Here is a 15,219-nt window from a genome sequence, read left to right as displayed (position 1 = left end):
TCTCGTGTGCTGAATCCCGTTGCGACAGGGCGTGATCAGCGCGGCGGTCGCCCCGTCGTGGGTGATGGGCAGTTCGTCGTGTCGCGGTGCATCGGTGCGTTGTTCGACCGGCGCGAGTTCCGTTGTGGTCATGCGCGGCCGCCTCCTCGAGGTTGGTGCGGGATGTTCGGTGTACGGATTCCCAGCAAGGAGTACATCAAACATCCGGCCCGGCCGCCGGATGGGCGGGCCGGGCCGACATGTGTCGTCGGACAGGGTGTGATCAGAGCGTGGCGGTGTCGATCACGAAGCGGTAGCGCACGTCCGAGGCGACCACTCGGTCGTAGGCTTCGTTGATCTTGTCCGCGGAGATCACCTCGATCTCGGCACCGATACCGTGTTCGGCGCAGAAGTCGAGCATCTCCTGGGTCTGTGCGATCCCACCGATCATCGAACCGGAGAAGTTGCGGCGCTTACCGATCAGCGCTCCGGCCGGGACCTCGATCGGATGTTCGGGCAGACCGAGTTCGACGAGCGTGCCGTCGAGCGCGAGCATGCCGAGGTACTTCCCGATGTCGAGGTTGGCCGAGACGGTGTTGAGGATGAGGTCGAACCGCCCCCGCAACTCGCGGAAGGTCTGCGGGTCACTCGTCGCGTAGTAGTGGTCGGCGCCCAGGCGCAGCCCGTCCTCCATCTTCTTCAACGACTGCGACAGGACCGTCACCTCCGCGCCCAGTGCGTGCGCGATCTTGACGCCGACGTGCCCCAGGCCGCCGAGCCCGATGATGGCCACCTTCTTACCGGGTCCCGCTTCCCAGTGCCGCAGAGGCGAATACAGGGTGATGCCCGCACACAGCAGCGGCGCCGCCACGTCGAGCGCGATGCCCTCCGGGATACGACAGACATAGTTCTCGTCGACGACGATGGACGTGCTGTACCCGCCGTGGGTGCGCTGCCCGTCGCGCCCGACCGCGTTGTACGTTCCGGTGTTGCCCCGCTCGCAGTACTGCTCCTCGCCGAGGCGGCACGGCTCGCACTCTCGGCAGGAGTCCACGAAGCAGCCGACTCCCACGCGGTCGCCCACGGCGTAGCGGGTGACGCCCTCTCCGACGGCGGAGACCGTACCGGCGATCTCGTGACCCGGTACCACCGGGAATGTGGTGCCGTTCCACTCGTTTCGCGCGGTGTGGATGTCGGAGTGGCAGATGCCGGCGTAGGCGATGGCGATCGCGACGTCGTTCGGGCCGAGGTCGCGGCGCTCGATGGTGGTCGGTTCGAGCGGGCGATCTGCTGCCGTGGCTGTGTACGCGTTGACCGTCGTGGGCATACGGAAATCTCCTAGGGGTGGATGTTCGGTGTCGACATCGTTCGCGGTCGAGGGACCGATGCGCGAGAGCGCATGGGTCGGCACCGCACAAGTCTGCCGTCGTCCGTGCATCTCCGCCACAACGGCACGTCGGGAGGTCGACGCAGCCCGCCGAGTCGCTGGATCGGACATCGATGATCGTTACAATGGCCGACGGTGACTATCAACAGCTCGGTCGACGACGGCCGGCGCACGCAGTTGCATCCGGTGTCGCCCATCGCCGAGGTCACGCGATTCGGGACGACCACTGCACACGCGGCTGCGGGCCTCGGTCGGTTCGTCCTCCACACGGCAGGCGACGCGCTACGCGGCCGCCCACCCAGTACTGCGCGCGCCGCTCATGAGCTGCGCTCCACCTTCGAACATCTCGGCCCCACCTACGTGAAGCTCGGGCAGCTCATCGCGTCCAGCCCGGGCGTCTTCTCCGACGCCCTCTCCTCGGAGTTCGAGAAGCTGCTCGACCGCGTGAAGCCGGCCGATCCCGACGCCATGCGCGCACAGTTCGTCGCCGAACTCGGCCGACCCCCCGAAGAGGTGTTCGCACAGTTCGACCCGGTGCCGATCGCCTCGGCGTCGATCGCGCAGGTCCACACGGCGGTCCTGCACAGCGGCGAAGAGGTGGTCGTGAAGATCCAGCGGCCCGGGATCGCCGACCGCCTGGCACCCGACGTCGCGATCCTCGAGCGGATCGCCGGTCTCGTCGAGATCTCCGAGTACGGGCGGATGCTCAGTGCGCGGCACGTCGTCGAGGACTTCGCGGCCGGGCTGGACGCCGAACTCGATTTCCGGATCGAAGCCGACACCATGCGCGAATGGTTCGAGTGCCTGCAGCCGGGTCCCTTCGGCGACCGCGTCCGCGTCCCGCGGGTCCACGACGAGTTCACGACGCAGCGCGTGCTGACGATGGAGCGCATCCATGCGGTCCGGATCGACGACGCCGCGGCGGTTCGGGCGGCCGGGCACGACGGCGTCGCGCTGTGTCGCAATCTGCTGCTGTCGCTGCTCGACTCGGCATTCCACGGCGGCCTCTTCCACGGCGACCTCCACGCCGGCAACGTCCTCGTCGACGACGCCGGGAAGATCGTGCTGCTCGACTTCGGCATCGTCGGACGGTTCACGCCCCGGACCCGTCGCATCCTTCGTCAGCTCGTCGTCGACCTGGTGGTTCGCGCAGACTACGAATCCGCAGGTCGCGCCATCTTCCTACTCGGCGCCGTGCACAAGCCCGGGTCGACGGCCAAGGGCGCCGAGGACATCAAGAAGGTGACGACCCCGCTGTCGACGACCGACCTGGGCTCGATGTCATACACCGACCTGGGCCGACAACTCGCCGCCGTGGCCAAGGCCCACGACGCCCGCCTCCCCCGCGAACTGGTCCTCGTCGGCAAACAATTGTTGTATGTAGAGAAGTACATGAAGCTCCTGGCCCCGAGGTGGAAAGCCATGTCGGACAAGGAGATCTACGGGTACATGGCCGGCATCCTGAAGGAAGCCGAACGCGATCGGCGTGCCGATCGGACCCGCACGAACTGATGCACGATCGCGAATCCCGGCATGTCGGGCCTACTGACGCGTACGGAACACGAGACGCCCGCTAGGGTGATACCGATTACGCTGCTGATTCACAGGAGTCACACATGAGACGTTTCGTGCCGGCACTGCTGGCCTTCTTTGGTGCCGCGTTCCTCGCGGTCGCCATTGCCATCCCGCTGTACCTGGTGCCGACGCTGAAGGTGGTGCCCCTCGACCTCGACATCACCTCGGATGCGACGACCGTCGCCGCCGACGGGTCCACCGGTGACCGCTTCCCGGCGGTGATCTTCGACCGGTGCTCGGTGTCGGAGGATCGTGCCCGCACGTTCGAGGCGCATCTGACGCAGCAGCGCCGCTCGGTCATCGTCGAGCCATCGGACAGCCGCCAGGCGACTCTGCAGTCCGCGCAGACCGTCCTGATCGACCGCATCCGCGACGCCGACGGTCAGGAGACCGAGCCCACCGTCGCCGCTGCCGGCGAGACCCGCACCTGTAAGGACGGCCTGCTCACCGCGACCATCGACCACGTGTCGGTGAACCGCAAGACCTCGGTCCCCAACGGTGCCGTGAGTTCGCTGCAGCTCGAGGCCGTGCCGCCGGGCGGCAACGTGAACGACGTCTCGGTCGCCCTCGACAACCGCAAGGGCTTCCAGTACAAGTTCGGCTTCGACGTCAAGCAGCGCGACTACCTGTACTACGACCTCAACACCCGCCAGGACTGCAACGCGAAGTTCCAGGAAGAGGTCGAGATCAAGGGCATCAAGACCCTTCACTTCGCCTGCGACGTCCCGGAGAAGGACCTGTCGAGCCTGCCGAACGCACAGGGCGAGGCCGCCCTCGGCACCATGCTGACGATGCCGGCCAAGTGGTGGGGCATCAGCGGTCAGGGCGTCCGCCCGAACGATCCGATCACGATGCACCGCCACGCTTCGGCCGTGCGCCACGTCTACGTCGAGCCGATCACCGGCACCATCGTCGACGGCCGCGAGGATCAGCACCAGTACTTCAAGTCGCCCGACCAGAGCGAGTCCAACCCCGCGGTCGTGCGTGACTTCCGCATGGATGCCCTCAAGGGCACCTTCAAGTGGACCGACGGGATCGTCACCAAGCAGGCAGACACCGCCAGCGGTTACGTCACGCAGCTGAACCTCCTGGGCTTCTGGCTGCCGATCGTGCTCGGCGTGCTCGGCGTGATCATGCTGGCCCTGGCGGTCTTCATGTTCCTCCGCGGACGTCGCGACGACGACGCCGCCGTGGCCACCGCAGGCCCGGCTGCCACCGCGCCCGCCGCTGATGAGCGTCGGACGTCCATGATCAAGCGGGACGCACCGGCGGCCGGTACCGCATCGTCGGCCGGCAACCCGTGGGAGCGTCCGACCGAGCAGATCCCGAAGGTCGACGGCGGCGAACCGCCGGCCGACGACTCGTCGACCCGCTCCTTCCGCAAGCAGCCGCCGCCGCCCGAGTAGGAACCAGCTGCTGTAAGCGACCACCGCGGGCGCATCCGGATTCACCGGATGCGCCCGCGGTGTTTTCGTCTGGGTCCCAGATGTCGCGGAAGGTGTCGATGGGCGACACGATCCGCGTCAGCTGCCCTGAGGTGCGAGGAGCGTAGCAACGCCCCCCTCGCGCTCCCTGAGGTGCGTGGAGCGATAGCGACGCCCCCTCGCGCTCCCTGAGAGCGAGGAGCGACAGCGTCGCACCACCACCGCTCCCTGAGGTGCGAGGAGCGACAGCGACGCCCCTTCTGCTCCCTGAGGTGCGAGGAGCGACAGCGACGAGCCACGAAGGGCCGCCGACCAACGCTCCAGGAGCCCTCAGGAGCGGAGAGCAGTACAACAACAAGGGCCGGTGACCCGAAGGTCACCGGCCCTTGCCGTTGTCTCTATGGAGTTGCGAGACCGTCTACTCGGTTCAGAAGAACGCCGGGCGGAAGGTCTTGGTCCACGACTCCTTGAAGGTGTTCTGCCAGTAGTCCCACCAGTGCGCACCGTCCGGGGTGATCCGGGTGGTGAGCTTGACGCCCGGGACGAGCGCGACGCGGCCAACGTACAGCTGGCTGCTAGTCGACGCGGCGACCTCGAGCGGGATCATCTGCGCGAACTTGACCGGGTCGAAGTTGGCGCTGGTCGGGTTGACCGACGAGTCGTACTTGCTGCCGACGCCGCTACCGGAGGAGATGTAGACGTGCTTGCCGGCCAGGTTGCCCGCGCTCAGGAACGGGTCGTTCTGGAACCAGCTGCCGGCCGGGTAGAAGCCCCACATGTTGGTGGGGTTGCCGCCCATCTCGATGACCGAGGCCTGGATGCCCTGGGTGAAGCCCGGCAGGGTGACCGTGGGGTAGCCGCTGTAGGAGGCGACCGCCTTGTAGAAGCCCGGGTGGCGCGACGCGAGGTTCAGCGCCGAGGTGCCCGACATCGACAGACCGGCGATGCCGTTGCGGCGGTTGTCGCTGCCGTGGCGGGCGGCCATGTGGCGCGGCAGCTCGCGGGTCAGGAAGGTCTCCCACTTGTTGTTGCCGAGCTTGGGGTCGTAGGACTGCCAGTCGGTGTAGAAGCTGCCGCCGCCGCCGAACGGGATGGCGACGTTCGTGCCCTTGCCGGCCATGTAGCGGGCGACATCGGTGTTGATGAGCCAACCGCTGTTGTTGTTGGGGGCACGCAGGCCGTCGAGGAGGTACAGCGTCGGCTTCGGTCCGCCGCCACCGGCCGAGACGATGCACACGGGCACGGTCCGGTTCATGGCGTTCGAGCGGACGTATTCGACGTTGCAACCATTGGCTGCGGACGCCGGCGGAGCTGCGACCAGCGTGGCACCTGACAAGGCCACGAGAGCCACGAGTCCGGCGACGAGGCGCTTACGGGCGCGAGTCAGCATTCGTCAGTTTTCCTTTGGATCTCGGCCGGAGTCGGCCGCTTCTGGGTCTTGCCTACCGGGTACTGCGGAAGTCGTACGTAGGGGGATTCTATTGATCCCCGTCAGGAGCGGTACCCGTCGTCGAGAAGTGTAACGGCACGATAACGTCGCGGCAAAGGCTGGATCGGGCTTCGTGACGCCGGCGGGTAGTGGTGCGTGTCACATTTGCCCCATTGTGAACAGCTCATATGGGCCATACGCGGCACAACTGTCCGATTCTGCCGTCCGAACGAACGAAATTGCCGCGACCGCACCGTTATTCGTTTGGGTGGTTAACGGTGATGTGGGAATCGGTTCGATCTCCTGGGCGGGCGTATCGGCCAACCCGGCCGCGACCCGGCCCCGCACTCATTAGGGTCTGGGCCGTGAACATGGGTGAATACCTCGGCCAGGATGCGACCGCCCTCGCCGGACTCGTCGCATCGGGCGAGGTCACGGCTGCCGAACTCCTCGACCTGGCACGGGCCCGTGCTGCCGCGGTGAACCCCCACCTGAACGCGATCGTCATCCCGATCGAGGCCGAGGCCGACCATCGCGCCCGCACCGAGCTGACCGGACCGTTCGTCGGTGTCCCCTTCCTGATCAAGGACCTCGCCCAGGATTACCGCGGCTATCCGACGACCCGCGGTTCCCGCTCGCTGGCGCGGCACGTCGCCACCGAGCACGCGACGGTCGTCCAGCGCTTCCTCGATGCGGGGCTGGTCGTCTTCGGCAAGACCAACACCCCGGAGTTCGGTTCCAAGGCGATCACCGAATCCGTCCTGTGGGGTCCGGCGCGCAACCCTTGGAACCTCGACGTGACGCCCGGCGGTTCATCCGGAGGCAGTGCCGCGGCCGTGGCCGCAGGCGTCGTGCCGGCGGCGGGCGCGAACGACGGAGGCGGCTCCATCCGCATCCCGGCGGCGTGCACCGGGCTCGTCGGACTCAAGGCGTCGCGCGGCCTGATGCCGTTCGGGCCCGCCACCGGCGAGCCGCTCTTCGGGATGGGCGTCGAGGGTGTCGTGACCCGCACGGTGCGCGACGCGGCCGGCCTGTACGACGCGATCATCGGACCCACCGCGTCGTCGACCTATCCAGCCCCCCTGCACACCGAGTCGTTCACGACGCGGATCGCCTCTCCCCCGCGGCTGCTCCGGGTCGGATTCACCACACGTTCGGCCATCAACCCGGCACCGCACCCCGAAGCAGTCGCGGCCGTGGAGCACGCCGCGAAGCTGCTCACCGAGCTAGGCCACCAGGTCGAGGAGGTGGAGCCGCCGCACGACGACGCGGAACTGGCCCGCGACTTCCTCGAGATCTGGTTCGCCAAGGCGGCCGCCCAGGTCGACGAGGCACGCCGCCTGTCCGGGGCACGGGACGCCGACTTCGAGGCGGACACGCTCGCCCTCGCCGAGATCGGCCGGGCCGCCGGGGTGGTGCCGCTCTTCCGCGCGCTCGACCACGTCAACCACCACGTTCGTGCTCTGGAACGATTCCACGAGACCCACGACCTGCTCCTGACCCCGACCCTCGCCGTTCCGCCGCCGGCCGTCGGGTCGATGACGACCCCGCCGCTCCTCCAGCAGGCGGCGCGGCTCGCAGCCCGCGCCCGCATCGGCAAGGTGATGTCGCGGGTGGGGATCGTCGACCAGCTCGTCGAGGAGAACCTCGGCTGGGTGCCCTACACGCAGCTGGCGAACATGACCGGACGTCCGGCGATCAGCGTGCCCCTGCACTGGACCGCGACCGGGCTCCCGCTCGGGGTCCAGTTCGTCGGCCGCTTGGGCGCCGACGGCGACCTCCTGGCGCTCGCCGCATCCCTCGAGGACGCCGCGCCGTGGTTCCACCGGTACGCCGACATCTCGGTGTGACGCGGCGCTAATGTTCTCTCGGGATCGCATGTCCGGGTGGGGACAGGCGGCACATCGACGCGGTGAGGAGTTGTCGTGACGAAGCAGGTGGCCGACGCGGTGGTCGTCGGTGCGGGTCTGGCTGGTCTGGTCGCGACATACGAGCTCACCAAGGCCGGCCGACGCGTGGTGGTCGTCGACCAGGAGAACCGCAACAACCTTGGCGGACAGGCTTTCTGGTCGCTGGGCGGGCTCTTCATGGTCGACACCCCCGAACAGCGCCGGCTCGGCATCTCCGACTCCGCCGACCTCGCCCTGCAGGACTGGATGGGGTCGGCGGGCTTCGACCGCGACGACGAGGACTACTGGCCGCGTCAGTGGGCTCGGGCGTACGTCGACTTCGCGGCCACCGAGAAGCGGCAGTACCTGCACGATCTCGGTCTGCGCATCACCCCGGTCGTCGGCTGGGCCGAGCGCGGCGGCGGTTTCGCCGACGGTCATGGCAATTCCGTGCCACGCTTCCACCTCACCTGGGGCACCGGACCGGAGGTCGTCCGGGTCTTCGCCGAACCGGTCCTCGAGGCCGAGAAGCGTGGACTCGTCGAATTCCGGTTCCGCCACCGCGTCGACGAACTCGTCGTCGAAGACGGTGTCGCCGTGGGCGTGCGGGGGGCCACCCTCGCCCCGACCGACCTCGAACGCGGCAAGGCGTCGAACCGCGATGTGGTGGGCGACTTCGAGATTCGCGCCGGAGCGGTCATCGTGACGTCGGGCGGCATCGGCCACAACCATGACCTCATCCGCAAGAACTGGCCGGTCGACCGCCTCGGCCCCGCACCGGAGACGATGATCTCCGGCGTCCCGGCACACGTCGACGGCCGCATGCTGGGCATCAGCGAGGACGCCGGCGCGAGCATCGTGAACCGCGACCGCATGTGGCACTACACCGAGGGCATCCACAACTGGGACCCGATCTGGCCCGACCACGCCATCCGGATCATCCCGGGACCCTCGTCGCTGTGGCTCGACGCAAACGGCAACCGCCTCGCGCCGCCGAACTTCCCCGGCTTCGACACGAACTCGACGATGAAGGCGATCCTCGCCGCCGGCCACGACTACTCGTGGTTCATCCTCACGCAGACCATCGTCGAGAAGGAGTTCATGCTGTCGGGTTCCGAACAGAATCCCGACATCACCTCCAAGGATCTCAGGTTCGCCGCGCGCAGCCGCCTCGCCAAGGGCACGCCCGGTCCGGTGGATGCCTTCGTGCGCAACGGCATCGACTTCGTGGTCGCCGACAATCTGCCCGAACTGGTCAGCGGGATGAATGCGATCGCCCGCGGTCCCGAACTCGACCTCGCGCACATCGAGCGCGTCATCTCCGCCCGCGACGCCGATGTGGAGAACAAGTTCTCCAAGGACGCCCAGCTGATGGCGATCAACAATGCGCGACAGTTCATCGGCGACAAGATCGTTCGGGTGGCCAAACCCCACCGCATCCTCGACCCCGCGCACGGTCCGCTGATCGCGGTGCGGCTCAACATCCTCACCCGCAAGACCCTCGGCGGCCTCGAGACCAACCTCGACTCGCAGGTGCTCCGACCCGACGGGAGCGCCTTCGACGGCCTGTTCGCGGCCGGTGAGGTCGCGGGTTTCGGTGGCGGCGGTGTGCACGGCTACAACGCGCTCGAAGGCACCTTCCTGGGCGGGTGCATCTTCTCCGGCCGTGCTGCCGGAAGGGCCATCGCGCGCAGCTGATCTCGGCATCCGGCACGGATTTTCCGGGCAGTTCTGAAAAGGGTTGCCTGCCCTACTTTTTCACGGCACGATCTGCGATCCCATTTCGGACATGGGTCGGCTAGGGTATTGGGCGTGCCCGTGCCGCAGACGATCCTGACGCGTAAGACCAAGTCGGCGATCTTTCTCGTCCTCACCATCAACGACGGTGGCGAGGACACGGTTCGTGATGTGCTGGAGGAGATCCCGGGACTGAACAACGCGGTCTCCTCGCGCGCCCCGGAGGCAGCGTTGGCCGGCATCGTCTCGATCGGTTCCGACGCGTGGGACCGGTTGTTCGACGGCCCCCGCCCGCGTTCACTACGCCCCTTCGTCCCGTATGAGGGCGCGGTCCACACCGCACCGGCGACCCCCGCCGATCTCCTGGTCCACATCAAGTCCGACCACATGGACCTGTGCTTCGAGCTCGGACGCCTCATCACCGACGCCCTCGGCGACGCGGTGACCGTCGTCGACGAGGTGCACGGTTTCCGCTACTTCGACCTGCGCGACCTCATCGGCTTCGTCGACGGCACCGAGAACCCCGTCGGACAGGCCGCGGTCGACGCCATCACCGTCGGCGACGAGGACCCCGACTTCGCCGGCGGCAGCTACGTCGCCATCCAGCGCTACGTCCACGACCTGTCGTCGTGGAACGACCTGAGCACGAGCGAGCAGGAAGCCGCGATCGGACGCACCAAGCTCGACAACGTCGAGATGTCCGACGACGTGAAGCCGCCCAACTCCCACATCGCCCTCAACAAGGTCGAGGACGAGAACGGCGAGGAGATCGACGTCGTCCGCGACAACATGCCCTACGGCGACGTCTCCGGGAACGGCGAGAACGGCACCTTCTACATCGCCTACTCCGCCGGCCCCGAGGTGACCGAGGAGATGCTGCGCAAGATGTTCATCGGCGACCCGCCGGGAACCTACGACCGCCTCCTCGACTTCACCACCGCCGTCACCGGGTCGCAGTTCTTCACCCCGACCCTCGACTTCCTCGAGGATCTGCCGCCCGCGCCCGGCCCAGCCGAACCCGCCGTCCAGACCCCGGCCCCCCGCGCCGACGGTTCCCTGGGAATCGGTTCCCTGCACTAGCCCGCCACAGACCGACCACCGCCCGACACGACCGCACCAGGAGGCCCCCATGAACAACCTGCACCGCGAACTCGCCCCCATCTCCGAGGCCGCCTGGGCAGAGATCGAGGAGGAGGCCACCCGGTCGTTCAAGCGGAACATCGCCGGCCGCCGACTCGTCGACGTCAAGGGGCCGATGGGCCAGGACACCGCGGCCGTCACCCTGGGTCACCGCAGCAAGATCGACTCCCCGGCCGACGGCATCCAGGCCTTCATCCGACGCACCCAGTCGCTGGTCGAGCTGAAGGTGCCGTTCACCGTCTCCCGCGAGGCCATCGACGACGTCGACCGCGGCGCCCGGGACGCCGACTGGGATCCGGTCGTCGAAGCCGCGCGCCAGCTCGCCCTCGCCGAGGACCGCGCGATCTTCGAGGGCTACGCGGCCGCATCGATCACCGGCATCCGCGCCGAGGCGTCGGCGACCCCGATCCAGCTGCCCGCCGACGTCCGCGACTACCCCGAAGCCGTCAGCCAGGCCCTCACCACCCTGCGTCTCGCCTCGGTCGACGGGCCGTACTCGGTCGCCATGTCGGCAGAGGTGTACACGCAGGTCAACGAGACGTCGAACCACGGCTACCCGATCCGCGACCACATCAAGCGACTGGTCACCGGCGACATCGTGTGGGCCCCGGCCATCCGCGGCGCGTTCGTCATGAGCACCCGCGGCGGCGACTTCGAGCTGACCATCGGCCAGGACGTGTCCATCGGCTACGACTCCCACGACGCCGACGTGGTGAACCTGTACTTCCAGGAATCGTTCACCTACCTCACCCACACCGGAGAGGCAGCCGTCGCCCTCTTCGGCAGCTGACCACGCCAGACGATTCCCACCCCTTAGCCGGGGCAACTAGTCTGACGCAGGTGATCGCAGAGACCATCGGCCCGCTGAGTCCGAGTACGGCGCCGAGATGCTGACCCAACTCATCAGCACGTACCTCCGGCGGTACCGCATCAACATCGTCATGGTCGTGACGCTGCAGTTCGTGGCGACCGCGGCGATGCTTTACCTGCCGAGCCTCAACGCCGACATCATCGACAACGGTGTGGCGACCGGCGACACCGGCTACATCATGCGCATCGGCGGCTGGATGCTGTTGGTGAGCGTCGTGCAGATCGTGGCGACGATCATCGCGCAGTTCTTCGGGTCGCGGGCCGCCCTCGGGGTGGGCCGCGACATCCGCGGCGACCTGCTGCACCGCGTCAACTCGTTCTCCGCCCGTGAGGTCGGCACGTTCGGCGCGCCGTCGCTGATCACCCGCACCACCAACGACGTCCAGCAGGTGCAGATGCTGATCGTCATGTGCAGCGCGATCCTCGTGATGGCGCCCATCATGTGCATCGGCGGGATCGTGATGGGCATCCGCGAGGCCCCGGCGTTGTCGTGGGTCATCGCGGTGGCGGTGCCGATCCTCGGCCTGGCGATGGGTCTCGTCATCGCACGCATGATCCCCGGTTTCCGCGCCATGCAGGAACGCATCGACGCGGTGAATCGTGTTCTGCGCGAGCAGATCACCGGCATCCGCGTGGTACGCGCCTTCGTGCGGGAGGAGCACGAGCGCAAGCGTTTCGGGGTCGCCAACGACCATCTCGCCGACGCCACGCTGCGGGTCGGCAAGCTGATGGCACTGATGTTCCCGCTGGTCATGGTGATCACGAACGTCACGATCGTCGCGGTCATCTGGTTCGGTGGCCACGCCGTGTCCGACGGCAAAGTCGAGATCGGCGCACTCACCGCACTGATGAGCTACGTCATGCAGATCCTCATGTCGGTGATGATGGCGTCGTTCCTGGCGATGATGGCGCCGCGCGCCGCGGTCTGCGCCGAGCGCATCACCGAGGTCCTCGACACGGAGACCTCGGTGCATCCGCCCGTCGACCCGATCGCTTTCTCCGGCCATCCCGGCATCGTCGAGTTCGACGCCGCCGAGTTCCGCTATCCCGGCGCCGACGATCCGGTGCTGAGCGGCATCAGCTTCCGCGTGACTCCGGGGACCACGACCGCCATCGTCGGTTCGACCGGCTCCGGCAAGACGACACTCCTCGGACTCGTGCCCCGGCTCATCGACGCCACCGAGGGCACGGTCAGCGTCGGCGGCACCGACGTCAAGCGACTCGACCCCGACGAACTGCGGTCGGTGGTCGGCCTCGTCCCGCAGCGTCCGTACCTCTTCTCCGGGACCATCCGGTCGAACATCCTGCACGGCAAGTCCGACGCCACCGACGACGAGATCTGGGAGGCACTGCGCATCGCACAGGCCGAGGAGTTCGTCGCGGCGATGCCCGACGGCCTCGACACCCGCGTCGCACAGGGCGGCACCACCGTCTCCGGCGGACAGCGACAGCGCCTCGCGATAGCCCGTGCACTGGTCCGGCGCCCCGCCATCTACCTGTTCGACGACTCGTTCTCGGCGCTCGACCTCACCACCGACGCCAAGCTCCGGGCGGCGCTGCGGCCGGCCACCCGCGACGCGTCGGTGATCGTGGTGGCACAACGCATCTCGACCATCGTCGATGCCGAGCAGATCGTCGTCCTCGACCGCGGCCGCATCGTCGGCATCGGGACACACGACGACCTGCTGGCCTCGTGTTCCACTTACGCCGAGATCGCCGAATCCCAGATGGCCATGGAGGAGCGCGCATGACCCGCCCGGGTGGACCCATGGCCGGCGGCCCCGAGTCCAAGCCGCGCTCGTTCTGGCCGTCGATCAAACGAGTTGTCGCCCAGCTCGGTTCGTACCGCGGCCTGATGACCGTGACGCTGACCTCAATCGTCGGTTCGGTCATCCTGCTGGCCGTCGCGCCGCGCGTCCTCGGCCACGCCACCGACCTCGTCTTCAACGGCGTCATCGGGCGGATGCTGCCCGCCGGACAGTCGAAGGACCAGGCGGTGGCCGGTCTGCGCGACCGTGGCGACGACACCTTCGCCGACATGGTCTCGTCGATGGACGTGACACCCGGCGTCGGAGTCGATTTCGGTGATGTCGGTCGCGTCCTGCTCCTCACCCTGGTGATGTACGTCGTGGCGTCGGGACTCGCGTGGCTGGCCGCGTACCTGCTGAACATCATCGTCGTGGAGACGATCCGAGACCTTCGCGCGAAGGTCGAGGAGAAGGTCCACCGCCTGCCGCTGCGGTATTACGACACGATGCCGCGCGGTGAGCTGCTCAGCCGGGTCACCAACGATCTCGACAACCTGTCGCAGAGCATGCAGCAGACCATTGCCCAGTTCATGAACTCGGTGCTGACGGTCATCGCACTGCTGGTGATGATGATCTGGATCTCGCCGCTGCTCGCATTGATCGCGGTGGCGACCGTCCCGCTGGCCGTCATCGCGACAGCCGTCATCGCCAAGCGTTCCAAGCCCCACTTCTCCGCACAGTGGGCGTCGACGGGCGCCCTCAACGCCCAGGTCGAGGAAGCCTTCACCGGACACGAACTGGTGACCGCCTTCGGTCGTCAGCGCGAGATCGAGGCGACCTTCGACGAACGCAACGAGAAGCTGTACCAATCGAGTTGGCGTGCACAGTTCATCTCCGGCGTCATCATGCCGACCATCATGTTCCTCGGGAACCTCAACTACGTGGCGGTCGCCGTCGTCGGCGGTCTGCGCGTGGCCTCGGGTTCGCTGAGCCTCGGTGAGGTGCAGGCGTTCATCCAGTACTCCCGCCAGTTCACGCAGCCGCTGACCCAGATCGGGTCGATGATCAATCTCATGCAGAGCGGTGTCGCCTCTGCCGAGCGCATCTTCGACATCCTCGACGCCGACGAGCAGACCCCGGACGTGGCGAACCCGAAGACCCCCGCGGTCGACAACGGGCTCATCGAGTTCGACGACGTCTCGTTCCGCTACGTCGAGGACAAGCCGCTGATCGAGAACCTCACCCTGACAGCGCGTCCCGGACACATGGTCGCGATCGTCGGACCGACCGGCGCCGGCAAGACCACCCTGGTCAACCTGATCATGCGGTTCTACGACGTCGATTCCGGAACCATCCGTGTCGACGGCGTGGACTCGGCCGAGATGACCCGCGACGACCTGCGCGAGCGAACCGGCATGGTGCTGCAGGACTCGTGGCTGTTCGGCGGGACGATCTTCGACAACATCGCCTACGGCGACCCGTCCGCATCCCGCGAGGAGGTGCTCGAAGCCGCCCGGATGAGCCATGTCGACCACTTCGTCCGGACACTCCCGGACGGTTACGACACCGTTCTCGACGACGAGGGCGGCGGCGTCAGTGCCGGTGAGCGGCAGCTCATCACGATCGCCCGGGCGTTCCTCGCCCGGCCCACGATCCTCATCCTCGACGAGGCCACCAGCTCCGTCGACACCCGCACCGAGCTGCTCATCCAGAAGGCGATGGCCAACCTGCGCACCGACCGCACGAGTTTCGTGATCGCACACCGACTCTCGACGGTGCGCGACGCCGACGTGATCGTGGTGATGGAGGACGGCCACATCGTCGAGCAGGGCAACCACGAGGAACTCCTCGCCGCCCGCGGTGCATACTGCCGTCTCTACGAGAGTCAGTTCACCGGGGCGATCGAGGCGGGCTGAGCCGGCACCCCCCGCCGGCTGAGCCGGTACCGAGCGAAGCGGCGCACCCCCCCCGCCGGCTGAGCCGGTACCGAGCGAAGCGAGGCACCGCGTCGAAGCCCCCGGCACCCGCCCCGCCGACGGTT

At 67.6% G+C, this 15,219-nt stretch carries 10 protein-coding genes; 8 read left to right on the top strand and 2 right to left on the bottom strand.

Annotated features, from left to right (window positions below):
- Positions 1–262: 262 nt before the first annotated feature.
- Complete coding sequence (locus LQD00_RS09800) at positions 263–1,306, bottom strand: NAD(P)-dependent alcohol dehydrogenase (RefSeq protein ID WP_232716948.1); 1,044 nt, start codon at positions 1,304–1,306, stop codon at positions 263–265.
- A 195-nt stretch (positions 1,307–1,501) separates the two neighbouring features.
- Between LQD00_RS09800 and LQD00_RS09795 the strand changes: the two genes are divergently transcribed.
- Positions 1,502–2,878 (top strand): ABC1 kinase family protein, encoded by a 1,377-nt coding sequence (locus LQD00_RS09795; RefSeq protein WP_232716947.1) that lies wholly within the window; start codon positions 1,502–1,504, stop codon positions 2,876–2,878.
- Positions 2,879–2,982: 104 nt separating this feature from the next.
- The gene (locus LQD00_RS09790; RefSeq protein WP_232716946.1) at positions 2,983–4,347 is read left to right on the top strand and encodes a DUF3068 domain-containing protein; all 1,365 of its coding nucleotides are present in this window, start codon (positions 2,983–2,985) and stop codon (positions 4,345–4,347) included.
- Positions 4,348–4,792: 445 nt separating this feature from the next.
- On the opposite strand, the gene LQD00_RS09785 is transcribed toward LQD00_RS09790, so the two are convergent.
- Positions 4,793–5,755 (bottom strand): alpha/beta hydrolase, encoded by a 963-nt coding sequence (locus LQD00_RS09785; protein WP_232716945.1) that lies wholly within the window; start codon positions 5,753–5,755, stop codon positions 4,793–4,795.
- A gap of 410 nt (positions 5,756–6,165) precedes the next feature.
- Between LQD00_RS09785 and LQD00_RS09780 the strand changes: the two genes are divergently transcribed.
- The 6 genes from LQD00_RS09780 (at position 6,166) to LQD00_RS09755 (ending at position 15,094) form a co-directional block, all read left to right on the top strand.
- Positions 6,166–7,644 (top strand): amidase, encoded by a 1,479-nt coding sequence (locus LQD00_RS09780; protein ID WP_232717100.1) that lies wholly within the window; start codon positions 6,166–6,168, stop codon positions 7,642–7,644.
- 75 nt (positions 7,645–7,719) lie between these two features.
- Positions 7,720–9,381 (top strand): FAD-binding dehydrogenase, encoded by a 1,662-nt coding sequence (locus LQD00_RS09775; protein WP_232716944.1) that lies wholly within the window; start codon positions 7,720–7,722, stop codon positions 9,379–9,381.
- Positions 9,382–9,495: 114 nt separating this feature from the next.
- Positions 9,496–10,500, top strand: coding sequence for a Dyp-type peroxidase (locus LQD00_RS09770; protein ID WP_232716943.1), 1,005 nt, complete (start codon positions 9,496–9,498; stop codon positions 10,498–10,500).
- A 49-nt stretch (positions 10,501–10,549) separates the two neighbouring features.
- Positions 10,550–11,350, top strand: a complete 801-nt coding sequence (locus tag LQD00_RS09765) for a family 1 encapsulin nanocompartment shell protein (RefSeq protein WP_006868666.1) — start codon at positions 10,550–10,552, stop codon at positions 11,348–11,350.
- Positions 11,351–11,447: 97 nt separating this feature from the next.
- The gene (locus LQD00_RS09760; RefSeq protein WP_232716942.1) at positions 11,448–13,181 is read left to right on the top strand and encodes an ABC transporter ATP-binding protein; all 1,734 of its coding nucleotides are present in this window, start codon (positions 11,448–11,450) and stop codon (positions 13,179–13,181) included.
- On the top strand, positions 13,178–15,094 hold the full coding sequence (locus LQD00_RS09755) for an ABC transporter ATP-binding protein (RefSeq protein WP_232716941.1): 1,917 nt from the start codon (positions 13,178–13,180) through the stop codon (positions 15,092–15,094). The genes LQD00_RS09760 and LQD00_RS09755 overlap by 4 nt, the downstream gene beginning before the upstream one ends.
- Positions 15,095–15,219: the final 125 nt, after the last annotated feature.

Source organism: Gordonia metallireducens (assembly GCF_021245825.1).
In the GTDB taxonomy this organism is placed as follows: Bacteria; Actinomycetota; Actinomycetes; order Mycobacteriales; family Mycobacteriaceae; genus Gordonia; species Gordonia namibiensis.
This window is presented reverse-complemented; position numbering and strand designations above follow the sequence as displayed.